This is a genomic window from Erwinia sp. STN24 (assembly GCF_041320675.1).
Classification (GTDB): Bacteria; Pseudomonadota; Gammaproteobacteria; order Enterobacterales; family Enterobacteriaceae; genus Erwinia; species Erwinia aeris.
Genome location: NZ_JBGGPM010000002.1, coordinates 95,508 through 116,336 on the forward strand (window position 1 = coordinate 95,508; position 20,829 = coordinate 116,336).

25 protein-coding genes are annotated in these 20,829 nt (G+C 56.3%); 17 read left to right on the forward strand and 8 right to left on the reverse strand.

The annotated features are described in order from the left end of the window. The 6 genes from mrdB (at position 1) to lipA (ending at position 5,812) form a co-directional block, all read left to right on the forward strand. Positions 1 to 1,113 carry a peptidoglycan glycosyltransferase MrdB gene (gene mrdB / locus ACA373_RS10665; RefSeq protein ID WP_253454924.1) on the forward strand — a complete coding sequence of 371 codons (1,113 nt, stop codon included), beginning with the start codon at positions 1 to 3 and terminating at the stop codon, positions 1,111 to 1,113. A gap of 9 nt (positions 1,114 to 1,122) precedes the next feature. Then, positions 1,123 to 2,262, forward strand: a complete 1,140-nt coding sequence (gene rlpA, locus ACA373_RS10670; protein ID WP_370734488.1) for an endolytic peptidoglycan transglycosylase RlpA — start codon at positions 1,123 to 1,125, stop codon at positions 2,260 to 2,262. A gap of 133 nt (positions 2,263 to 2,395) precedes the next feature. After that, positions 2,396 to 3,607 (forward strand): D-alanyl-D-alanine carboxypeptidase DacA, encoded by a 1,212-nt coding sequence (gene dacA, locus ACA373_RS10675; RefSeq protein WP_253454926.1) that lies wholly within the window; start codon positions 2,396 to 2,398, stop codon positions 3,605 to 3,607. Positions 3,608 to 3,716: 109 nt separating this feature from the next. Beyond that, on the forward strand, positions 3,717 to 3,980 hold the full coding sequence (ybeD, locus tag ACA373_RS10680) for a DUF493 family protein YbeD (protein ID WP_013201269.1): 264 nt from the start codon (positions 3,717 to 3,719) through the stop codon (positions 3,978 to 3,980). A 76-nt stretch (positions 3,981 to 4,056) separates the two neighbouring features. Then, the gene (gene lipB, locus ACA373_RS10685; RefSeq protein ID WP_253454927.1) at positions 4,057 to 4,707 is read left to right on the forward strand and encodes a lipoyl(octanoyl) transferase LipB; all 651 of its coding nucleotides are present in this window, start codon (positions 4,057 to 4,059) and stop codon (positions 4,705 to 4,707) included. Positions 4,708 to 4,846: 139 nt separating this feature from the next. Continuing rightward, entirely contained in the window at positions 4,847 to 5,812 is a 966-nt protein-coding gene (gene lipA / locus ACA373_RS10690; RefSeq protein WP_253454928.1) for a lipoyl synthase, read from the forward strand. Positions 5,813 to 5,885: 73 nt separating this feature from the next. Here the strand turns inward: lipA and tatE are convergent, their stop codons facing one another. The 5 genes from tatE to pagP form a co-directional block, all read right to left on the reverse strand. Further along, complete coding sequence (gene tatE / locus ACA373_RS10695) at positions 5,886 to 6,092, reverse strand: twin-arginine translocase subunit TatE (protein WP_125288552.1); 207 nt, start codon at positions 6,090 to 6,092, stop codon at positions 5,886 to 5,888. A gap of 280 nt (positions 6,093 to 6,372) precedes the next feature. Next, positions 6,373 to 7,176: a deaminated glutathione amidase gene (locus tag ACA373_RS10700; RefSeq protein WP_370734489.1), complete on the reverse strand. Its 804-nt coding sequence runs from the start codon at positions 7,174 to 7,176 to the stop codon at positions 6,373 to 6,375. Then, positions 7,176 to 7,631: a GNAT family N-acetyltransferase gene (locus tag ACA373_RS10705; protein WP_370734490.1), complete on the reverse strand. Its 456-nt coding sequence runs from the start codon at positions 7,629 to 7,631 to the stop codon at positions 7,176 to 7,178. Before ACA373_RS10705 ends, ACA373_RS10700 begins: the two co-directional genes overlap by 1 nt. A gap of 673 nt (positions 7,632 to 8,304) precedes the next feature. Continuing rightward, positions 8,305 to 8,514, reverse strand: a complete 210-nt coding sequence (gene cspE, locus ACA373_RS10710) for a transcription antiterminator/RNA stability regulator CspE (RefSeq protein ID WP_004156612.1) — start codon at positions 8,512 to 8,514, stop codon at positions 8,305 to 8,307. Between the two features lie 150 nt (positions 8,515 to 8,664). Then, the gene (pagP, locus tag ACA373_RS10715) at positions 8,665 to 9,240 is read right to left on the reverse strand and encodes a lipid IV(A) palmitoyltransferase PagP (protein ID WP_370734491.1); all 576 of its coding nucleotides are present in this window, start codon (positions 9,238 to 9,240) and stop codon (positions 8,665 to 8,667) included. 1,316 nt (positions 9,241 to 10,556) lie between these two features. Here pagP and ACA373_RS10720 point away from each other — a divergent pair. Beyond that, positions 10,557 to 10,802 carry a hypothetical protein gene (locus ACA373_RS10720; protein ID WP_253454932.1) on the forward strand — a complete coding sequence of 82 codons (246 nt, stop codon included), beginning with the start codon at positions 10,557 to 10,559 and terminating at the stop codon, positions 10,800 to 10,802. A 32-nt stretch (positions 10,803 to 10,834) separates the two neighbouring features. On the opposite strand, the gene ACA373_RS10725 is transcribed toward ACA373_RS10720, so the two are convergent. Both ACA373_RS10725 and ACA373_RS10730 read right to left on the reverse strand, forming a co-directional pair. After that, on the reverse strand, positions 10,835 to 11,248 hold the full coding sequence (locus ACA373_RS10725) for a CesT family type III secretion system chaperone (protein ID WP_253454933.1): 414 nt from the start codon (positions 11,246 to 11,248) through the stop codon (positions 10,835 to 10,837). Positions 11,249 to 11,266: 18 nt separating this feature from the next. After that, the gene (locus ACA373_RS10730) at positions 11,267 to 12,175 is read right to left on the reverse strand and encodes a hypothetical protein (protein ID WP_253454934.1); all 909 of its coding nucleotides are present in this window, start codon (positions 12,173 to 12,175) and stop codon (positions 11,267 to 11,269) included. Between the two features lie 131 nt (positions 12,176 to 12,306). Here ACA373_RS10730 and ACA373_RS10735 point away from each other — a divergent pair, with 131 nt between their 5' ends. Next, positions 12,307 to 13,251, forward strand: a complete 945-nt coding sequence (locus ACA373_RS10735; RefSeq protein ID WP_301252579.1) for a lytic transglycosylase domain-containing protein — start codon at positions 12,307 to 12,309, stop codon at positions 13,249 to 13,251. A 48-nt stretch (positions 13,252 to 13,299) separates the two neighbouring features. Here the strand turns inward: ACA373_RS10735 and ACA373_RS10740 are convergent, their stop codons facing one another. Then, a complete protein-coding gene (locus ACA373_RS10740; protein WP_301729848.1) occupies positions 13,300 to 13,941 on the reverse strand; it encodes a hypothetical protein in 642 nt (213 codons plus the stop codon). 404 nt (positions 13,942 to 14,345) lie between these two features. Between ACA373_RS10740 and ACA373_RS10745 the strand changes: the two genes are divergently transcribed. The 9 genes from ACA373_RS10745 (at position 14,346) to sctC (ending at position 20,819) form a co-directional block, all read left to right on the forward strand. Next, a complete protein-coding gene (locus ACA373_RS10745; RefSeq protein WP_370734492.1) occupies positions 14,346 to 15,305 on the forward strand; it encodes a sigma 54-interacting transcriptional regulator in 960 nt (319 codons plus the stop codon). Between the two features lie 107 nt (positions 15,306 to 15,412). Beyond that, the gene (locus tag ACA373_RS10750; protein ID WP_253454938.1) at positions 15,413 to 15,643 is read left to right on the forward strand and encodes a hypothetical protein; all 231 of its coding nucleotides are present in this window, start codon (positions 15,413 to 15,415) and stop codon (positions 15,641 to 15,643) included. A 73-nt stretch (positions 15,644 to 15,716) separates the two neighbouring features. Further along, positions 15,717 to 16,079, forward strand: coding sequence for an EscI/YscI/HrpB family type III secretion system inner rod protein (locus tag ACA373_RS10755; protein WP_301252577.1), 363 nt, complete (start codon positions 15,717 to 15,719; stop codon positions 16,077 to 16,079). Positions 16,080 to 16,085: 6 nt separating this feature from the next. Next, entirely contained in the window at positions 16,086 to 16,859 is a 774-nt protein-coding gene (sctJ, locus tag ACA373_RS10760; protein WP_253454940.1) for a type III secretion system inner membrane ring lipoprotein SctJ, read from the forward strand. Between the two features lie 3 nt (positions 16,860 to 16,862). Further along, positions 16,863 to 17,441, forward strand: a complete 579-nt coding sequence (locus tag ACA373_RS10765) for a type III secretion protein HrpD (RefSeq protein WP_253454941.1) — start codon at positions 16,863 to 16,865, stop codon at positions 17,439 to 17,441. Next, positions 17,428 to 18,018: a type III secretion system stator protein SctL gene (gene sctL, locus ACA373_RS10770; RefSeq protein ID WP_301252576.1), complete on the forward strand. Its 591-nt coding sequence runs from the start codon at positions 17,428 to 17,430 to the stop codon at positions 18,016 to 18,018. The genes ACA373_RS10765 and sctL overlap by 14 nt, the downstream gene beginning before the upstream one ends. 96 nt (positions 18,019 to 18,114) lie before the next feature. Further along, positions 18,115 to 18,342 carry a type III secretion protein HrpF gene (locus ACA373_RS10775; RefSeq protein ID WP_253454943.1) on the forward strand — a complete coding sequence of 76 codons (228 nt, stop codon included), beginning with the start codon at positions 18,115 to 18,117 and terminating at the stop codon, positions 18,340 to 18,342. Next, complete coding sequence (locus ACA373_RS10780) at positions 18,329 to 18,712, forward strand: type III secretion system chaperone (protein ID WP_253454944.1); 384 nt, start codon at positions 18,329 to 18,331, stop codon at positions 18,710 to 18,712. The genes ACA373_RS10775 and ACA373_RS10780 overlap by 14 nt, the downstream gene beginning before the upstream one ends. A 13-nt stretch (positions 18,713 to 18,725) precedes the next feature. Next, complete coding sequence (sctC, locus tag ACA373_RS10785; RefSeq protein WP_253454945.1) at positions 18,726 to 20,819, forward strand: type III secretion system outer membrane ring subunit SctC; 2,094 nt, start codon at positions 18,726 to 18,728, stop codon at positions 20,817 to 20,819. The last annotated feature ends 10 nt before the right edge of the window (positions 20,820 to 20,829 follow it).

The following is a 20,829-nucleotide window of genomic DNA, read 5'->3' on the forward strand; positions in this document are numbered from 1 at the left end:
ATGAACGATCGGCACCAGAAAAGCACTATCTGGACGAGGATCCACGTCGACCCGACCTTTTTTATTCTGATTTCCGCCCTGCTGGTTTACAGCGCGCTGGTTATCTGGAGCGCCAGCGGCCAGGATCCGGGCATGATGGAGCGCAAGCTGGGCCAGATTGCGATGGGCGTGGTGATCATGCTGGTCATGGCGCAGATCCCGCCGCGCGTTTACGAAGGCTGGGCGCCCTATCTTTACATCCTTTGTGTGATCCTGCTGATAGCCGTGGACGCTTTCGGCCATATCAGTAAAGGCGCGCAGCGCTGGCTGGATCTGGGCGTGGTGCGCTTTCAGCCCTCGGAAATAGCCAAAATAGCCGTGCCGCTAATGGTGGCGCGCTTTATCAACCGCGACGTCTGTCCGCCCACGCTTAAAAACACCGCGATTGCGCTGGTGCTAATCTTTATGCCCACGCTGCTGGTGGCGGCGCAGCCCGATCTGGGAACGGCTATCCTGATAGCCTCCTCCGGCCTGTTTGTGCTGTTTTTATCAGGCATGAGCTGGAAGCTGATCCTCGTGGCCGTGATGCTGGTCGCCGCCTTCATTCCGGTGCTCTGGTTCTTCCTGATGCACGACTACCAGCGCGACCGCGTCATGATGCTGCTGGATCCGGAAAGCGATCCGCTGGGCGCGGGCTACCATATTATTCAGTCCAAAATCGCTATCGGCTCCGGCGGGCTGCGCGGCAAAGGCTGGCTGCACGGCACCCAGTCGCAGCTGGAGTTTTTACCCGAGCGTCACACCGACTTTATCTTTGCCGTGCTGGCGGAAGAGCTGGGCCTGGTCGGCGTGCTGGTGCTGCTGGTGCTCTATATTCTGGTGATCATGCGCGGCCTGCTGATGGCGGCCAGAGCGCAAACCACCTTTGGCCGCGTGATGGCAGGCGGCCTGATGCTGATCTTCTTTGTTTATGTCTTTGTGAATATTGGCATGGTCAGCGGTATATTACCCGTAGTCGGCGTCCCGCTGCCGCTGGTAAGCTACGGCGGCTCCGCCCTGATTGTTCTGATGGCCGGGTTTGGCATTATTATGTCGATCCATACCCACCGTAAACTGTTGTCGAAAAGCGTTTAAGAGGCTTATATGCGTAAGGATTGGCTCTGGATTAGTCTGGCAGCGGCGCTGCTGGCAGGCTGTGTTACTGAACAACAGCAGGCACCGGTTACACAGCAACAGCAAACCTATAACGGCCCGGTCGTTGAAATCGGCGGCGTTGAGCCGCGCTACGAGCCGTTAAGCCCCAATGCCAACCAGGATTATCGGGTCAACGGCCAGAACTACCGCATCGTCACCGATCCGTCTAATTTCAGCGAAACCGGGCTGGCCAGCTGGTATAGCGAATCGGCCGACGGCAGCCGCACGGCGATTGGCGAGCAGTACGATCCGCAGGGGCTGACGGCGGCGCACCCTACTCTGCCGCTGCCGTCCTATGTGCGCGTCACCAACCTGGCGAACGGACGACAAATCGTGGTGCGGGTCAACGATCGCGGGCCTTACAAGCCGGGCCGCATTATCGATCTGTCCAAAGCGGCGGGCGATCGCCTGAATATCTCCAATAACTCCCGCGTGAAGGTGGACTTTATTAAGGTCGCGCCGGACGGCTCGGTTTCCGGCCCCGGCACCATCGGCACCACGGTCGCGAAACAAAGCTACGCGCTGCCGCCTCGCCCGGATCTCAGCGGCGGCATGGTGGTAATGGGCGGCGCGGCGGCGGCACAGGGCATGACAAGCACGCAGGAAAGCACCGGCGCCTCGTTTTCTGAACAAACACCGCCTGACGTCCGGCCCGTGGATAACAGCACGCTCAGCAGCGACGACAACCTGGGCGCGCCGGTACGCAGCAGCGGCTTTTTAGGCGCGCCGCAGCCGTTGGCCAATGGCGTCCTGGAAGGCAGCGAGCCTGCACCAGCGGAACCGGCACCGGTGCCGACTCAGCCAGCCCCTGTCTCGGCGCCAGCCGCAGCGACTTCGGCACCGGCCGCAGCCGGAACGGCCTTTACGGTGCAGGCGGGCGCGCTGAAAGATGGCGCACGCGCGCAGCAGCTGGCGGCCTCACTGAGCAAACAATTTGGCGTGCCGGGCAGCGTTGACGCGCGCGGCGGCGTTTATCGCGTGCAACTGGGGCATTTTACCTCGCGTCAGCAGGCGGCAGCGTTGCAGCAACGGCTTGCCAGCGAAGCCAACCTCACCTCTTTCGTGACCACGGCAGCTGGCAAAATGTGATAACGATCCGGCAATCCATCTTTACCTGGCGTTACGCTGTATGAGCCAGGTAAAGACGGATGCCGCTCCGAAATGCATTTGCTATAGTGAGTCACTTTTTTTTAACTTAGCCATGGATGTTGTTGTCCCCGACATGAATACTCTGACCTCTTCCCAACTGTTCAAACGCCTGACGGCAGGTTCGCTGATCGCCCTCAGCCTTACCGCCTTCGCCCACGCTGAAGACGTGAACATCAAAACCATGATCCCGGGCGTGCCGGATATTGATGCCGAAGCCTATGTGCTGATCGATTACAACTCTGGCAAAGTGCTGGCGGAGAAAAACGCCGACGCGCGCCGCGATCCGGCCAGCCTGACAAAAATGATGACCAGCTACGTGATTGGCCAGGCGGTCAAAGCGGGCAAAATTCATCAGGACGATATGGTCACCGTGGGTAAAGATGCCTGGGCGACCGGCAACCCGGTGTTTAAAGGCTCTTCGCTGATGTTCCTGAAGCCGGGCGATCGCGTGCCGGTTTCGCAGCTGACTCGCGGTATCGTGCTTCAGTCCGGCAACGACGCCTGTGTGGCGATGGCCGACTATGTCGCAGGCAGTCAGGACACCTTTGTCGGCCTGATGAATAACTACGTTAAGGCGCTGGGTCTGCAAAATACCCATTTCCAGACCGTACACGGCCTGGACGCCGAAGGTCAGTACAGCTCGGCGCGCGATATGGCGCTGATCGGCCAGGCGCTGATCCGCGACGTGCCGGATGAGTACTCGGTCTATAAAGAAAAAGATTTCACCTTTAACAATATCCGCCAGACCAACCGCAACGGCCTGCTGTGGGATACCAGCCTGAACGTTGACGGCATCAAAACCGGCCACACCAATGCGGCAGGCTATAACATCGTCGCTTCCGCGACCGAAGGCCAGATGCGTCTGATTTCAGCCGTGCTGGGTGGACGTACCTTTAAAGGCCGCGAAGTCGAGAGCAAAAAGCTGCTGACCTGGGGCTTCCGCTTCTTTGAAACCGTGGCGCCGCTGAAAGCCGGTAAAGAGTTCGCCTCCGAGCCGGTATGGTTCGGCAACAGCGACCGCGTGCAGCTGGGCGTGCAGAAAGACGTTTACCTGACTATCCCTCGCGGCCGCATGAAGGATCTGAAAGCCAGCTATACGCTGAGCAACACCGAACTGCACGCGCCGCTGGCGAAAAACCAGGTGGTCGGCACCATCAACTTCCAGCTGGACGGCAAAACCATCGAGCAGCATCCGCTGGTGGTGCTGAACGATATGCCGGAAGGCGGATTCTTCGGCCGTATCGTTGACTACATCAAGCTGATGTTCCATCACTGGTTTGGCTAAATCTGTCGCGTTCCGCGCTTGATTTCGGCCTGAATGGCCCGCATATTGATATTATCTGTAGGCTCCCGCTGTTGGCGGGAGTCTTTGTTTTAGCGTTACCGGAGCCCCTATGAAAACCAATCTTAAAGAACTGCTCGAATTTCCTACCCCGTTCACCTATAAAGTGATGGGTCTGGCGCAGCCGGAACTGGTTGATCAAGTAGTTGAAGTCGTACAGCGCCATGCGCCTGGCGATTACTCTCCGGATGTAAAACCCAGCAGCAAAGGCAACTATCACTCGGTTTCTATTACTATTACGGCGACCCATATCGAGCAGGTGGAAACGCTGTATGACGAGCTGGGCAAAATAGAAATCGTGCGGATGGTGCTGTAGCCATCACCGATCGGGGGCTGACCACGGCCCTCGTTCGGCGTTATACTCCCTTCTTTACTCCCTGACCGGACTCTCCATGCATCAGGATACCCTACTCGTTCGTCAGCTCGGTTTGCAGCCCTGGGCGCCCGTCTCTCAGGCCATGCACGATTTTACCAATCAGCGCGGCGCGGAAACGCCTGACGAAATCTGGCTGGTGGAACACCCGCCGGTATTTACTCAAGGCCAGGCCGGTAAAGCGGAGCATCTGCTGATGCCGGGCGATATCCCGGTTATGCAGAGCGATCGCGGCGGACAGGTCACCTATCACGGGCCAGGTCAGCAGGTCATGTACGTGCTGATAAACCTGAAACGTCGCAAAACCGGCGTGCGGGAGCTGGTTACCGCCATTGAGCAAACGGTGATTGCCACGCTGGCGCACTACGATATTGAGGCCGCTGCCCGGCCGGATGCGCCCGGCGTTTACGTCGAGGGCAAAAAAATCTGCTCGCTGGGCCTGCGCATCCGCAACGGCAGCTCTTTTCACGGGCTGGCTTTGAACGTGGATATGGATCTTGCGCCTTTTCTGCGCATCAATCCCTGCGGCTACGCCGGGCTGGAGATGACGCAAATCAGCGCCTATAAAAAGGGCGTGACGCTGGCCGACGTGCAGCCGTTGTTAATCAAGCATTTTGCCCGCGAGCTGGCGATAGCGGACGTAAAGTGGCTGGACGAGCGAACGCCATAAATTTACAATTCCGTCACATTTTCTCCTCTGCCCTGGCTGAAACCCGCGCCGCGAGGTGATATAATTTTTGCGCTTTTCTCAAAAAAATTTGAACGTCACGCGGCTGTTTAGCGCATGCCAACCTGGAAACAGCAAGATTATGAGTAAACCTATTCAGATGGAACGCGGCGTTAAGTACCGCGACGCAGATAAGATGGCGCTGATCCCGGTCAAAACCGTGGTCACCGAACGCACAGAGATTTTACGTAAGCCGGAGTGGATGAAAATCAAACTCCCTGCCGACTCCAGCCGCATTCAGGGCATTAAAGCCGCCATGCGTAAAAACGGTCTGCACTCCGTCTGTGAAGAGGCTTCCTGCCCTAACCTTGCAGAATGTTTTAACCACGGCACCGCCACCTTTATGATCCTGGGCGCGATTTGTACCCGCCGCTGTCCTTTCTGCGACGTGGCGCATGGGCGTCCCGTGCAGCCCGACGCCAACGAGCCGGAAAAGCTGGCGCAGACCATCGCCGATATGGGCCTGCGCTACGTGGTGATCACTTCCGTTGACCGCGATGACCTGCGCGACGGCGGCGCTCAGCACTTTGCCGACTGCATCACTGCTATCCGCGCTAAAAATCCGACTATTAAAATCGAAACGCTGGTGCCGGACTTCCGTGGCCGTATGGATCGCGCGCTGGATATTCTGAACGCCACGCCGCCGGACGTGTTTAACCACAACCTTGAGAACGTGCCGCGCGTATACCGCCAGGTTCGTCCCGGCGCCAACTATGAGTGGTCGCTGAAGCTGCTGGAGCGCTTTAAAGAAGCGCATCCTGAGATCCCGACCAAATCAGGCCTGATGGTGGGTCTGGGCGAAACCAATGCCGAGATCGTGGAAGTGATGCGCGATTTACGCCGTCACGGTGTGACCATGCTGACGCTGGGGCAGTATCTTCAGCCAAGCCGCCACCATTTACCGGTACAGCGCTACGTCAGTCCGGCGGAATTTGACGAAATGAAAGAGGCGGCGATGGAAATGGGCTTTACCCACGCGGCCTGCGGCCCGTTCGTGCGTTCTTCCTACCATGCGGATATGCAGGCGAAAGGCCTGGAAGTGAAATAACTCTTTACATATTTGCAACAAAAACAAAAACGGATGACCCTGTCATCCGTTTTTTTATCGCTTAACGCGGGCGTTACTCTTTATGAGCAACCTGTTCAGCCGCTTTTTCTTCAGCGACAGGCGCTTTCTTCGCGGAGGTGTCATCGTCGCTCATCGCCTTTTTAAAGCCTTTGATCGCCGAACCCAGATCGCCGCCCAGCGAGCGTAACTTGTTGGTTCCAAAAAGCAATACAATCAGAGCGCCAATAATCAGCAGTTTGGCAATACTGATACCTTCCATACACACCTTCTTTATTTAACCGGACCGGTAAAGGTCAATAAGCATAAAGTGTATTAACGCGCAGATTGTCGGTCAATACAAACTGCCATCTGTAACAGAGTAATATCTGCACAGCGGCCTGCGAAATGATATCAGATAAAGCGACTCAGGAAAGCCTGAAATCGCGGATGTTGGGGGCTAGTGTACCGCAACGCGTTATCAATGCCACACCATTGCTCCATAGCGGTATGGTGATATCACCTGTTGCCCTCTCACTCTGAAGCGTTCCTTACCCAATATTTCAAAGCTTCCGCGAGCTGATAAGTTCAGGGCGAGCGAAACGGCGATTCTCCAGCACCGGCAGCACGCTACGCGCATGAGCGATACGGGCGGGATCCAAATCAGCAAAAAGCAATATCGGCGCTTCAGCCGCCCTGGCTATCGCCACGCCCAGCGGATCGACCGTCAGGCTACAGCCGATATTACGCGGGCCGCAGTCGCCGACGGCCACCATATAACAGGTGTTTTCCAGCGCACGCGCCGTTACCAGCACCTCCCAGTGCATCTCCTTCAGCGGCCCTCTCACCCAAGCGGCTGGCAGCACCAGCACTTCCGCGCCGTCCAGCGCCAGACGACGAGCCTGTTCAGGAAAACGCACGTCGTAACAGGTCATCAGACCCACTTGCATACCGGCAACTTCCACCAGCGGCGGCACCTCGTCACCGGCGGTGACATTGCGGGATTCCTGCATGGTAAAAGCGTCATAAAGATGCAGCTTGTCGTAGCGGGCAAGGATTTCGCCATTGCGAATGACGATAAGCACATTCAGCGCTTTGCCGTTATCGGTCGGCACGTGTACGGTCATTATTGTGGTTAAGCCGTTGCCGCGACTGGCTGCACGGATTTCGTTTAAAAATGGCCCGTCCAGCGGCTGAGCGGCTTTCAGCACCAAATCCGGATCGGCGATATCACGAGCCAGCACGGCTTCCGGTAAAACGAGCAGATCGGCATCGCCGGCCAGCGCCCTGGTCATTAAGTCCGTACAGGTTGCCGCATTCTCCTGCCAGCTGCGGCTGACCGCAAACTGTCCTGAAGCCACTTTCATTATGTCTCTCCGTGGGGATAAAAAGCGTGCGCATCGAGATTTTTAATCAGGTAGCGGGGAGCCTCGCTATAGCCTTCCCGGCTATAAAAGGCGTTAGCCTTGATGCGCTGCTCATGGCAGTGGACTTCCATCCGATCGCAGCCGTGCGCTTTTGCCAGCTTCTCGGCGTGGCTTAACAGCTGATGCCCGACGCCTTCGCTACGCTTGCCGTCCGCGATACAAAAATAGCTGATGCGCGCGAAATCCCCCGCCAGCGCCAGCTGCGGAATAAAATGTAGCGAGAGAAAGCCTAATACGGTGCTGCCCTGCTCGGCAATCAGCAGCTGTTCTGCCCTGTCGTCGATCAGCTGCGCCAGACGACGCTCAATAAAGACTTCGGTGTTGGCATAGCCCAGTTCGGTTAACAGCGCGCTCAGGGCAAAACCGTCGTGCGTATTCGCCAGTCGGATCCTCATTCTCTCTCCTGTTAATTGCGGCCCGCTCAGGGCGTCAGCGCTTTTCTTCTACAGGTTATATAGCCTGACTGACACGATAAGCAACCCGACCGACGCCGACGCCTGTTACAGAATAAGCCGCGTTTGGGCTTCACAGACCGCAAAACAGGCATCTGCACCCGGCGCAGTTAACGATGACTGTTTCGTTTATCACGTTTTGGCACAATCTTTACGCAAGCAGGAAGAAGCGCTAACAGGACAGGATCTTTGCGCACGCAAGCAGAGAGCAGGACTCGCAGGCGGAAATCTGTGCGGCACGCATGCACTGAGCATTAAGGGAACCTACGCGGCACGCCAGCAAAGGGCGGTACTTACAGACGGTAACCTGCACGACACGCAAGCACAGAGCATTAAAGGAACCTGCGCGGCAGGCCAACAGAGGGCGGAACTTACAGGCGGCAATCAGCGCGACACGCATGCACAGAGCATTAAGGGAACCTTTGCAACACGCAGGCAAAGAGCGGTACTTACGGCGGGAACCTGCGCAATATGCAGGCACAGAGCAGTACGGGAACTTTCGCAACAGCTATCCGGCTTACAGGCTCACCTGGCCGGGCATTCCATGGAGACGAGGCATCACTCAGGCGAAAAAAAACCCGCCATAAGGCGGGTTTTTAAAATTCTGTCTGATAACTTAAATAGCGGCAACGTTAGCAGCAGATGGGCCTTTGGCACCGTTGGTGATTTCGAACTCTACGCGCTGACCTTCAGCCAGAGTTTTGAAACCGTTGCTCTGGATGGCAGAGAAGTGAACGAACACGTCTTTGCTACCATCTTCAGGAGTAATGAAACCGAATCCTTTGGACTCATTAAACCACTTAACGCTACCTTTGATCTTAGACATCTATATTACCTTTACATGAAAAATGGACACTAAACTGTGTCGACGGTTAGTACAGCAATTGCTGAGCCTTTTGTCCAGTGGCCTTTCACGAAAAAGTGATAAATATCGCTTTTTTTACGCATCAATTTTAATTTTAGCGTGCGCCTGTTGTTAAAACTGCCAGCGCAGCCAGGCAAAATAGACGTTGCCGTTGTTGTAAGTCCCCGGAATATAAGTCATCTGGAAGGTGGCATCACGAAAACCTATTGAAGCAAGCGGCAAAACCGCCGGAACCGGGATATATTTCCAGTTGTCTCTTGCCGTTACCCCAGCCGTATAGCCCAACCCCAGCCGAAAATCTTTATTGCGCAGCGGCTGCCAGATTTTTTCCCAGCCGTAGCCGCCGAAGGGTTCCCATTTGTTAAAGGAGTCCTTGAAGGCCATCGCGTACAGGCCGTTCCAGTTGCCTTTTTCGTCATAGCGCGACATGCCGCCGCCTGCACCCCAGGGGCGCTCGTTGTATTTATCAATATGCGCCTGGTCGTAAGTCCAGCGGTTGTGCCAGGTGATAGCCGGCACGTAAAGGTCGTAATGCTGCGGCTCGTTCCAGGTCGTGCTGACGCCGTCGCTAAAATTTTGCCAGCCGCCGGAGATCGCGGCGCCCAGTGTTTGTGCCTGAGCTGTAGCGGACAGGCTTCCTGCGCCTGCCAGGCTCAGGAAAAGAAGAAAAAAGCGAAAAAATGTCATTTTAATCTACCGCTCACCCGTGGTGCTGTTAAAAAATCTCTGCCGTTGCTGATTAAAAACGGCAGGCCTGGTCATATTGTTAATCCGGCCCCTATTGTAATTACCGCCATTAAACGGTTCATGAATGCACAGCGAACAAATTTTCAACTGTGCAAATTTTTTTAAAGTTGAGCCGGTCGACATTGCGGTTATGCAAAGTTCTCTTTTTTTTCTGATTAAAAACGGGACGAAATAATGCGCTAATGGGGTCAGTTACAATCATGAATTGTTTTAATGGAGTTTGATCTGGATCATTTATTTAGCGCAATTAATGCTTATTTAACCAAAAAAAGAAATAAAAGCGCCCAAAGTAACAATATTCATCGTCTCCCTATTGTAAATAAAAGGAAAGAACTGGGTTATCTCTTTTGAATCATGTTGTTATGGGTTAATATCATTTCACGAAACTGATAAATATTATTTATCGATCTATACGCGTTTTTTGGTAAAATTAATCCTGGTTAACACAGAAATTTAAGGAGCCGACGTGAGAATACGATGCGGGAGATGTGGGCACGCAGAGCTCATTTTCACGACTCGCGGCGACCGCTTTGGCGATCATCACGGGGCGATATGTGCGTATTGTTGGAAACCCATCACCTTAAAAGATTGCCTGTTTCGTCAGGCTATCGCGGTAACAGAGCAGGATGAAGCCGACATATTCCATCAGTTACCGGATAAAAAGGAAAAAATGACCGCGGCGTCCGCTCTGGCGAAACCGGCGGGCAAAAGGTGACAATACGCGCGTATTGCCACCTGATGACTAATCAGAAAAGTACTTTAAAGACGCCGGTTAACGTCAGCAGGCCGACAATAAAAATAATCGCAATAATCCAGAGAATAATCTTCATTCCATTTTCCTCAGCCAGATAAAAAAATTACTACTGTGTAGCCACTTGATTATAGAAGAAGATTTCCGTCCTGCCGTTTTCGCCGTCCGTTTTTTCCGGCCGCTGCCCATTGTAAAACAGCCTTCGTCGCTTTTCATGATGACCTTTTACCGCTTCGTTCGCAGACGTTCCTGACCTCTGCCAGCAATTTAGTACCATTTTTCGCCTTTTATCCTTAAATCATTGTGATTTCAGGTACCTTCACGGCGTTTAAATAAAAATATTTAAAAATCAATGAATTAAATAAATATCCAGCCATGCATTTTTTAAGCGACAGCGATCGCACTTTGCGCTTTCTTTACAGAGGAATCTTAGGCGCGCAGGCAGGCGCTGGCTAAACTTAACAGGGCTTGCGATACCAATCCCTGACGGTAATAAGGAGATCTTATGAGCACTCTGGACAGCAGCCTGGGTCGATACAGCCTGAAGGCAAAAAACGAGGGCGATCATATCCACGGCTCAATTGCCATTAATGATGAAGGCGGCTCGCCGCTGACGCTGCAGGAGTTCGATGAGCATTATCTGGATGATGTGATCAATAACGTTATCTATCCTGTCACCGGCGGCAACCGTGCCATTACCAACGCCTTTAAAGAAGAGCTGGTGAAGGCCGGGTTTAAACAGCCGCACTGACAGCGTAAGGGCCAACTTTCGTGGCCCTTTTTTTATGACGAGCCTGTGGTCGGCAGGGTCAAAAAGCGCTGCATGCTTTCCGCCTGTGCGATAAAGCGTTCAAACAGCGCCAGCAGCTGGTGCGGCTCCAGTAAAATAAAAGGCTCGCGGGTCCACAGCAGCACGCTTTGCTGCTCCGGCAGCGTGGCGGTCAGCACCGGCGGATGCGCCAGCCCCAGCAGATTGCACTGCAACAGCATGTTTAACGTGGCGGGATCGGCAAAATCACTTTCGCGCATCGGCAGCTGGCAGCTTAGCGTCAGGTAATCTCGCGGGCTCTCCTCCCACAGCAGCGCGATGCCCTGCGCTTCCATTACGTAGCTTCCGCTCTCTTCCAGCTGCGCCTCATCAATGCGCAACTGACGCAGCAGCGGAGCCAGTAGCGTTTTCAGTCGACTGATAGCCATAATTTTCCTGTTAAGCGTTTACACGCCGCGGTTAATGTTGCGCATCAGCTCCGCCACCTCTGTACGGGTCGCATCATCCTGACGACGGCGCCGGGATTCATACACGGATCGCTTCATCTCTGGTTTTAGCTCGGTGGCATCGCCGCCGCTTTCGGTTTGATAGTACACATTGATATTTTTCGAGGCCTGATATTGCTGATACAGGCCGCCACCGTGACGCCGGGCAATTTGTTTCAACGAGCTAAGATCCTTACTGTCGATAGGCTGCCCCTCCCGCCGCATCTCGCGCTGGTAAAGCGCATTGACTTCCTCGCGGCTGGCCTTGTCGCCATGCACTAATCGCTCCCGCACCTCGGGATTAGCGGCCTGCGGCGCATACTCTTTCACGATGCGATAGCGTTTGGACAGGTCGTAGTTTTGCTCTTTGTCGGCGCGGCCATAGAGCGGCCAGGCATCGGAATAGATGCGCTCGCCGTTGATGCGCCTGTCGCCTACCATCACAAAGGCGTGATCGCCATCCAGCGCGCTGCAAACGGCTACCGGCTCGCTGATGCCGGAGGAGGCCAGCAGCAGGCCGTTTACCGCCGCCATTTCGCCGCAGTTTCCGGCCCGAAAGCGGGCGGCGCGCCAGGGGCGGTTATCCTCAGAGCTGTTTTCGGCCCGGCAGGCGACCGTACGTTTTACCACGCCGCCGCGCGTGTGCAGGATGTCGTGGATCTGGTTAGCAGACCCCTTATCTAACGTTTTCCAGGTATCTTCAATCGAGCGATTCGCTTTTTTCAGGATCTGCTGCTGGCTCTCCGTCACGGTGATGATGCGGCCATTGCGCGTCCCTTCCAGGCCCGGCTTGCCCGGCAGCATTACTTTCGCGTCATGACGGGTGCGGTGGCTGGCGCCAGAAGAGGTACCAAAAAGATTAAAGGGCATAAATTTTCCATCTGGTAAAAATCCGTAGCAGTAAGTGGCGTGACAAAACGGGAAGTTCCCCTCAGGCGGAACCCATACCGCCTCCGGGCCACTAATCATCACTCTTCCCTGGTCTACGCTTAAGGAAATTCATGATGACCCCAATTTCTTCCGCTAACGCTTTGCCGCCGACTATCCCCGGCCTGGATAGTTTGTTGTCGCCCGGCGAAGATTTACTTAGTCCGCTTAATGAAAAACACCAGGCCTCGATTAATTTCGCGCAGTCAGGCAGCCAGGGCACCTCGCTGGAAAGTCTGCTTGATAATAACGGCAACGACACGCAGCAAAACAGCGACCTGTCGCAGCAGGTATCGCAGCTGATATCGGAAATCATGAAGGCCGTGCTGCCGCTGATCCAGCAGCTGCTTCAGGGCCAGCAGGCCAGCAGTGGCGAAAACGGCGCTACCGGTTCAGGCAGCACCACCGCGCCAGTAACGTTCAAAAACAGCGGTAACCCAGCGGAAAACAGCGGAGCGCAAACCGCTGTCCCAGCGCTGTCCGCAGCCCAGACGAGCGCGACGTCAGGCAGCTCTCCGGCCCTCTCTCTCGGCAGCAGCGATCTTCATCTGCCCGACTCGCTCAAGCCTTTTGAGGCCGACATTCAGGATGCGGCGCAGGCTACCGGCGTGCCTGCTAACGTGCTTGCCGCGCAAATCTGGCAGGAGTCCCGCGGCAATCTGGGCGCGGCGACGGTCAACGGCGGCAACGGGCTACAGGATGCCGGTCTGATGCAGGTCAACAGCAATACCTTTGCCGATCTGCAAAGTAAAAATCCGGATTTGCTGGGCGCCAACGCCAGCCCTGATAACGCGCATGACAATATCATGGCGGGCGCGCTCTACATGAAAGAGCAGCTCGGCGCATTTGATGGCAGTATGGGCGCAGCTCTGCGCGCCTATAATTCCGGGCCAAACAACGTCAACACCGCTGATTTAAGTGATATTTCCAAAACGGGCACGGGCGACGCGACCTATGTCGATAAGGTGATGGATTTTGCCAATACCATTGCTACCGGTAAAGGCACGCTGCCAGCCTGATAAAAAAAGGGCGATCGACGATCGCCCTGAAAAGGTATGCCGGAAAACCTATTTGCTTTCGCCGCCGCCCTGCGCACCAGCGCCGCCGGAAAGGGCTGAAAGAATGGCGCCCAGGCCCAGCATCTGCAGGGCACCGCCCAGCTTAGCAGCCAGCCCGCTGCTGCCCTGCTCGTCTTCGGCTCCCTTACCACCCTGCGTTGCGCCGCCCGAGCCGCCTGAGCCACCCTGGCCGGATGCGTTGGCGCCTTCAGATGACTGCCCCAGCATCTTTTTAATCATCTCCATCAGCTGGGTCATGATATCGCCGCTGCCGGCGGCTTCCTGAGCGCCGGACGTTCCGTTGCCAGAGCCCGAAGAGCCAGAGCCGTTTTTATCGCTGTTCGCCTCGCTGCCTTTCAACAGCTCCAGAATGGCGTTCAGCAATTGCGTAATACTGCTTTCGTTGCCTGTCGACTGGCTGCTGCCGTTACTGCCGTTACTGCCGTTCTGGGCAAGCGCCTCTTTGCTGCCAAACTGCACGCCCTGGCCGCCGCCGCTGTTTGACGCCGAAGTAGCAAAATTCAGGATATTACCCAGTCCCGGGCTGCCCTGACCGTTATTTTGCTTGTTGCTGAGTGGTAGCTCCAGACCCGCATCGCCACCCGTTTTGCCGCCGCCAATCGCGCCGTTTACACCGCCGCCTATTTTCATGCCGCTTCCTCTGTTCAGTGAAATGATCGTCACGAGTCCACCCGTCAAGGCTTCGTCTCCGTGTTGGGTGGCGATCGGGCCGGGCATGTTCCATTGGCGCTGGTAAAGTCTTAATTACGGTAAATTAAATTACACATTCTTAACGTTTTGTAATCTAAATAATGCGCTTGTTTACATCAGCTTACCGCTGCGCTGCGAAATTTGTGTAGGGATTTCCCTACTTTGCCCCACGGAGATCCCCACAACAACTTCAGAGGAAACTGATAGCCTCTCAAGGCCGCGCTAGTAAATAGTAAGCGAATATTGAGTGTTACCCCGAGCAGCCCGCCGCTGATCCCGTGTTGTTTTCGCTTAAGTTGCAGCAGATTGCTAACTGCATAGTCCGAGGGTAGACAGGAGAAAATATGGTAACGGGTAGTGAGAAAGAATCAGGCAGTATCCGTCACGATAAAGTCACGGCTTTCCTTACCGAGCCTGGCGCAGCCAGAACGGATATCCACGCCAGCCTGCATCCGCTGATCGACAACCTTGCGCCGCTGAAAGTCGATCTGCTGCTGGAAGGCGAAACCGGGACGGGCAAAGATACGCTGACCCGCCGCATCTACCAGCTTTCGGGCGCGAAAGGGCCGCTGATTTCCGTGAACTGCGCGGCTATCCCGGAAAACCTGGCGGAAAGCGAACTGTTCGGCGTAATCGCCGGCGCCTACACCGGCGCCACGCATTCCCGGCCGGGCTACATTGAAGCCTCTGACAAAGGCATTCTGTTTCTGGATGAAATAGACAGCATGCCGCTGATATTACAGGCGAAGCTGCTGCGCGTGCTGGAAACCCGCGCCATTCACCGACTGGGTTCCACGCAGCCCGTGCCGCTGGATCTACGCGTGATCGCTGCTTCCCAGACGCCGCTGATTGAGCTGGTGGATGCAGGACGTTTTCGCCGCGACCTCTATTTTCGGCTTTCCACCATCAAGCTGGAGACGCCGACGGTGCGTTCCCATGCCGAACTGATTATTCCGCTGTTTCGCCGCTTTACCCAGGAAGCGGCCATGCGGCTACAGCAGCCTATTCCGCCGCGTTCGCTGGCGCTGGACGAAGCTCTGCTGTTGCACAGCTGGCCCGGCAATATTCGCGAGCTGAAAGCCGCGGCGGAACGCCACGTGCTGCATCTGCCGCCGCTGTGTAATATCACGCCGGGCGAAGGCGAAGCGACATTATTAAAAGATCGCCTGCGTCGCATTGAGCGCAGCCTGATTAAAGAGTGTCTGCATCGTCACGGCCATAAGATTGATGACGTGGTGCATGAATTAGGTATTCCGCGCCGCACCCTTTATCACCGTATCAAATTGCTGAATATTGTTGCCTGATGCGTTTATAAAAATAATTTGTTTTCTTTGGAACCCTTTTTGCGCCACACCCACTTAATTAACGAATATGCTAACAACCACCCCTTAATATAATCAGGAGCCACACTATGTCTTCAGTATCCTCAGGTATCTCTACTGCAGCTACAGCGGCAACAAGAGTTGAAAGCGCAACTGATGGCGCAAGCTTTATGTCACAGATGCAGGATGTTCAGGGCCAGATGCAGCAGGATATGGTCGATAAAGCCAAGCTTGATGCACAGAACAACAAAATGAACGGCGTTGCGGACAGTGCCAGTAAGGCGGGTTCTGCTGCCGCTCAGGTAAAAATCCAGTACTAGTTTCGCCTGCTGGTGCGGGTCTGCGCCCCTGACCCGCACCGCTTTTCGTTCTGTTATCCAGCGCGAGATCGTTATGAAAATAAATTCCTCCCCGGCAGATTTAACCGAGCTTCCGCAAATAAAAACCACGGCGGAGCCGCAGCAAAGCGACGTCGATTTTTTTTCGGCCCAGCTTAAAGAACCGCAGGTTGAAAAAGTTTCCGCCCCTGCCGAAGTCACGAATTTTCTTTCCGGCATTGCCAGTTCATTAAGTAATAATGAACACCAGAGAAAAGAAGCCTATCAGGATTTACAAAAAGCTTCCCGCTCGTCCAATTTATTAGAATTTAGTCAGGCTAATGCCGCCTTATCTAATTACTATATTGAAAATTTAATGAATGCAAAAATCGTCGCCAAAGGCGTTCAGAGCATTGATAAACTGACCAACCTACAGTAAGCCCCTATGAAACTTTTGCTGAAATGGCTAATGATTAGCTCGCTGGCGCTTTTTCTGGTCGGCTGCGGCGATAAAACCGTGCTGTACAGCGGGCTGGCGGAAAGCGACGCCAACGATATCATCGCCGAACTGAATCAGCATCAAATTGCCGCGCAAAAGCTGATTGAAAAAGCGGGCATTTCCGTGTCGGTCGATGCGGAAAATATCGAGCGCAGCGTAAAAATCCTCGACTCCGCCGGGCTGCCGCACAAGGCGCGCACCAATCTTGGCGAGGTGTTCCAGAAAAGCGGCGTGATTTCCAGCCCGATGGAGGAGCGCGCCCGCTATATCTATGCGCTTTCGCAGGAGGTGGAATCGACGCTGGCGCAGATCGACGGTGTGGTGGTGGCGCGCGTGCACGTAGTGCTGCCGGAAAGGCTGGCGCCCGGCGAGCCGGTACAGCCCGCTTCCGCCTCGGTGTTTATCAAATACCATAACACCCTGGATCCGGACAGCATTGAGCCGCGCATCCGCCAGATGGTTTCCACCAGCATTCCGGGCCTGGCGGGCAAAAGCGATAAGGATTTAGCGATCGTTTTTGTGCCGGCGCAGACCTATGAAGACAAGATTGAAGTGGTACAGATGGGGCCGTTTCAGCTTTCGCCGGATGAGTACGGCACGGTGAAATGGGTATTCGCGCTGTTCGCCATCGTGCTGCTGATCGCCTTCGCTTTGCTGCTGTTCAAACCCGGCCGGAAAAAAGAAAAACCGGCCAGCGCCGCTGCGGCGACAGGAAAATAAGCCGTGGAGCAGGCTTCCATCGCGGACTGGCTGCACTGGTGGCAGCAGGGCTGGTGGCAACAGGCGGAGGCGGGCTGGACATCCGACTTTTTCGCTCTGCCGCCGGCGGCGCAGCAGGCATTGAGCTGGCAGCAGCCGCAGGCCGTCGCGGCCAGCTTCGGCATCTCCCCCGCCCTGCCGCCGGAACCGTCAGCGCGGATGCTGGCGCTGATCGCGTTCGACGACGAGCGCTGGCAGCGTCTACTGGCGCTGCTGGCCGCCACCTGCGCCCCACAGGCCACGCCGTCCGGGATGGCGGGCAGCGATTTGATCTGGTGTCGGCGCTTAAGCAAAGGCCTGCGCTGCGACAGCTGGCTGGATGCCGCCTGCTTTCATCCCTGGCCCATCGGCGGCCTGCTGCTGCTGCGCGCGCTACATCCGGAAAGCTGGCCTCGTTTACGGCTGCGTTTTCCCCCTGAATGGGCCGCACAGCTGGAAGAATATCCCACGTTAACGCTGCCGCACGCCAGGCTGGCGGCGCTTTACGACGCGGCCATCTGGCAGTGTCAGCAATCAGGAACCGAGCCGCATGTGGATCACTAAAAAACTTGCCGTGCTGGCGATGCCTGCGGGGCCGCTGCTGAGCCGCGAAGCGCTGGTTGACCATCAGCAGGCGCTGAGCCTGCTGCAAACGGCGGAACAACAGGCGCAGCAGCGGCTGGCCCGTGCCGAAGAAGAAGCCGATCGGCTGCTGGAAGAAGCCAGAACGCGCGCGGACGCGGCCGTTGCCGATCGACAGCAGGCTTTTGTCGCGCAGGCGGAGCAGTTTTTCGCCGACTGGCAGCAGCAGCAGCAGCAGTGGCAGGAGGCGCTGATCCCCCAGGCCGAGGCGCTGCTGAAACAGGCAATGAATCAGCTGCTGGCGGCGCTGCCCGCCGATGACCGCCTGACCGCCATGCTGCGGCAGCTGCAACAGGCGCAGGGCCGTCAGGCTGCCGCTACGCTAAGCTGCGCGCCCGTCCGACAGGATGAAGCTGCCGCCTGGCTGAAGCAGCATCCGCTCGACTGGCAGCTGGTCAGCGACAGTTCGCTGGATGCCGACACGCTGCGGCTGACCACCGACAACGGCGAGCTGAGCCTGAGCTGGACTCAGGTTTGCGCGGCGCTGATCCCCGACTAGCGCCCTTCTTTTCTGCCACAACAATTTTTTCGCCTCGTCGGAACCCGCTCGCGTTCTCCGCCACTTAATGGCACCCCCCAACCGGAGACTGAAACGATGAGCTATGAAGATTCGATCCAGCGTCGCCTGACCAGTCAGGTCGCGCACGCGCAAAAAGATATGTATCAGTTCGCGCAAGAGAGTCAGGACCAGCCGTTTAACGTCAGTGATATGTACGCCTTCCAGAACGAGATGCTCGACGTCTCCAACGCCAACTGGGCCAGCTCGCAGTACACCCAGTACAAGCATGGTATCCGCAAGGCCATCATTGATGCCATCAACTGATGTCGCCGATCTGATTGAAGCCTGTCTGGATAAAACCAACGGCGAGCTGGCGCTGTGGATTGACGAGATGCCGATCACGCTACAGCGCCTGCCCGGCGGCTGGTTTTTTTTTGCCGAGCTACAGCTGCCTGTGCCTGTTAATGATGCGCTGATGCAGCGGGCGCTGCGGCTGACCGACCCGGCGCTGCATCACTTCGGCGACCTTACCGCCGCGCTTTGCCTGCATCCGCAGCGCGAAACGCTTTGTCTGCTGGCGCGGTTAAAAAGCGACGCAAAAGAGGCCGCCGTCGCGCTGTTAGAAAGTCTTTGTAATCAATGTGAAATCTGGCAGGACACCCTGCTGATGCTAATGCGGCCAACGAGCCTGTAACAAGGAGAGAAGCGTGCCTACGCCGTCTGCTTTTTTACCCTTTCGCCCTTTGCTGCTGGCTTTGGCGATCGGGCTTTCTGTCTCACACAGCTACGCCACTACACCGGAAGAATGGCGCGAAGGCGCCTACGCCTATTCCGCTGACAATACGCCGCTCAGCGTGATCCTGCAGGATTTCGCCGGCAGCCACGGCGTGGATGCCAACGTCACCGGCCTGCCCGATACCTTTGTCACCGCGCGCCTGCGCTCCGACAATGCCGAGGCCTTTCTGAACAGGCTGGCGCTGGAGTATCGCTTTCAGTGGTTCGTCTATAACAACACGCTTTATGTCAGCCCACAGTCGCAGCAGACCTCGCGTCGTCTGAAGATCAGCCCGGATGCCGCGCCCGATATTAAACAGGCGCTACAGGGCGTCGGCCTGCTGGAGCCGCGATTCGGCTGGGGCGAGCTGCCCGACGACGGCGTGGTGCTGGTCACCGGGCCGCCCAAATATGTCGATCTGATTGCGGATTTCAGCAAAAAATCCGAGCCGGAAACCAGCGAAGACAAGCAAATGATGGCGTTTCCGCTGAAATATGCTGACGTGGCGGATCGCACTATCAAATATCGCAACCAGACGCTGGTGGTGCCCGGCGTGGCCACCATGCTTAACGAACTGCTGGGGCAAAACAGCAACGGTTCGGCCAACGGCGCCACCACCACGCAGAACGGTCGCGGCGGCAGCGACAGCCCCTACCAGGCGATGCAGAACGAAAGCCGCAGCATCATGGAACAGATGATTGGCCGCAATACCCGGCTTGGCCGCAGCAACGAGCAGCAGCCGGGCAAAACGCTGCAGGGGAAAGTCTCCGCCGACGTACGCAACAACACGCTGCTGGTGCGCGACAACAAAAAGCTGCGCTCGGAGTATCAGGAGCTGGTCAGAATGATCGACGTGCCGCAGAAGCTGATTGAAATCGATGCGGTCATCGTGGATATCGACCGCAACGAGCTGGCCCGTCTTTCCACCAACTGGTCCGGGCAGTTCGGCAACGTAACCGCCGGCGCGTCGATGCTGAACGGCGCCAGTACCCTGTTCGTTACCGATTTTAACCGCTTCTTCGCCGATATTCAGGCGCTGGAAGGCGAAGGCACCGCGTCGATTATCGCCAATCCGTCGGTGTTGACGCTGGAAAACCAGCCTGCGGTGATCGACTTCAGCAATACCGCCTTTATCACCGCCATCGGCGAGCGGGTTGCGGACATTCGGGAAGTAACGGCGGGCACCAGCCTGCGCGTCACGCCGCGTTCAATCGGTGATAACCCGGAAAAAGCCGCCGTGCAGCTGGTGGTGGATGTGGAAGACGGCAAGCTGGACAAAAACGAGGACGGCAGCGCGCAGGGTACGGAAAACGGCGTGATCAGCACTCAGGCACTGGTGCAGGAAAAACGGTCGCTGGTGATGGGCGGTTTCCACACCAAGCAGAGCGGCGATGACGAAGAGCGCGTGCCGATCCTCGGCAAAATTCCACTGCTGGGCAAGCTGTTTACCTCCAACAACCGCACCACTTCTCAGCGCGAGCGGCTGTTTATTATTACGCCGCACCTGATTGGCGACCAGGTCGATCCTTCCCGCTACGTTGATGCGCAAAACAGCGCGCAGATTAACGATGCGCTGCGGGATATCAACCGACGCCATCAGTTCGGCGACATGAAGCGCACCATCGAAAATGCGATGCAGGATCTGGCCGAAAGCCGTCAGCCGGGCGGTTTACAGCCCAGCCAGACGGGGCTGCCGCTCGGCTCGCTCTGTTCGGTACCGCTGACCTTCCGCGCCAGCGCTCGCCAGCAGTGGTACGGCAACGACGCGATGCAGATTTCGGTAGGCGTGATCACCAACACCAGCGGAAAAGAGGCGCGTTTTGACGAGGCATCCTGCCGGGGCGATCGCACGCTGGCCGTGGCCGCCTGGCCGCATACCCGCCTGCAACCGGGCGAATCCACCGAGGTGTACGTGGCTTACGATACGCAGGCGCCGGCCAGACCTGGCCGCGTGTCGCTGCTGCAATCGGCGCCGGTGTCGCTGTCCACCAGCGGCGTAAAAACGACGCGCCTGCTGTCGCGCTAATGAGGCTGAT

Coding starts and splice junctions, on each gene's coding strand:
- ACA373_RS10735 (WP_301252579.1), top strand. CDS start 12,307: ATGATGACCCCAATTTCTTCCGCTAACGCTTTGCCGCCGACTATCCCC.
- ACA373_RS10745 (WP_370734492.1), top strand. CDS start 14,346: ATGGTAACGGGTAGTGAGAAAGAATCAGGCAGTATCCGTCACGATAAA.
- ACA373_RS10780 (WP_253454944.1), top strand. CDS start 18,329: ATGCCATCAACTGATGTCGCCGATCTGATTGAAGCCTGTCTGGATAAA.
- ACA373_RS10730 (WP_253454934.1), bottom strand. CDS start 12,175: ATGCCCTTTAATCTTTTTGGTACCTCTTCTGGCGCCAGCCACCGCACC.
- mrdB (WP_253454924.1), top strand. CDS start 1: ATGAACGATCGGCACCAGAAAAGCACTATCTGGACGAGGATCCACGTC.
- ybeD (WP_013201269.1), top strand. CDS start 3,717: ATGAAAACCAATCTTAAAGAACTGCTCGAATTTCCTACCCCGTTCACC.
- ACA373_RS10725 (WP_253454933.1), bottom strand. CDS start 11,248: ATGGCTATCAGTCGACTGAAAACGCTACTGGCTCCGCTGCTGCGTCAG.
- pagP (WP_370734491.1), bottom strand. CDS start 9,240: ATGACATTTTTTCGCTTTTTTCTTCTTTTCCTGAGCCTGGCAGGCGCA.
- sctJ (WP_253454940.1), top strand. CDS start 16,086: ATGAAACTTTTGCTGAAATGGCTAATGATTAGCTCGCTGGCGCTTTTT.
- dacA (WP_253454926.1), top strand. CDS start 2,396: ATGAATACTCTGACCTCTTCCCAACTGTTCAAACGCCTGACGGCAGGT.
- ACA373_RS10775 (WP_253454943.1), top strand. CDS start 18,115: ATGAGCTATGAAGATTCGATCCAGCGTCGCCTGACCAGTCAGGTCGCG.
- cspE (WP_004156612.1), bottom strand. CDS start 8,514: ATGTCTAAGATCAAAGGTAGCGTTAAGTGGTTTAATGAGTCCAAAGGA.
- ACA373_RS10700 (WP_370734489.1), bottom strand. CDS start 7,176: ATGAAAGTGGCTTCAGGACAGTTTGCGGTCAGCCGCAGCTGGCAGGAG.
- tatE (WP_125288552.1), bottom strand. CDS start 6,092: ATGGAAGGTATCAGTATTGCCAAACTGCTGATTATTGGCGCTCTGATT.
- lipB (WP_253454927.1), top strand. CDS start 4,057: ATGCATCAGGATACCCTACTCGTTCGTCAGCTCGGTTTGCAGCCCTGG.
- ACA373_RS10755 (WP_301252577.1), top strand. CDS start 15,717: ATGAAAATAAATTCCTCCCCGGCAGATTTAACCGAGCTTCCGCAAATA.
- rlpA (WP_370734488.1), top strand. CDS start 1,123: ATGCGTAAGGATTGGCTCTGGATTAGTCTGGCAGCGGCGCTGCTGGCA.
- ACA373_RS10705 (WP_370734490.1), bottom strand. CDS start 7,631: ATGAGGATCCGACTGGCGAATACGCACGACGGTTTTGCCCTGAGCGCG.
- ACA373_RS10750 (WP_253454938.1), top strand. CDS start 15,413: ATGTCTTCAGTATCCTCAGGTATCTCTACTGCAGCTACAGCGGCAACA.
- ACA373_RS10720 (WP_253454932.1), top strand. CDS start 10,557: ATGAGCACTCTGGACAGCAGCCTGGGTCGATACAGCCTGAAGGCAAAA.
- ACA373_RS10740 (WP_301729848.1), bottom strand. CDS start 13,941: ATGAAAATAGGCGGCGGTGTAAACGGCGCGATTGGCGGCGGCAAAACG.
- sctL (WP_301252576.1), top strand. CDS start 17,428: ATGTGGATCACTAAAAAACTTGCCGTGCTGGCGATGCCTGCGGGGCCG.
- lipA (WP_253454928.1), top strand. CDS start 4,847: ATGAGTAAACCTATTCAGATGGAACGCGGCGTTAAGTACCGCGACGCA.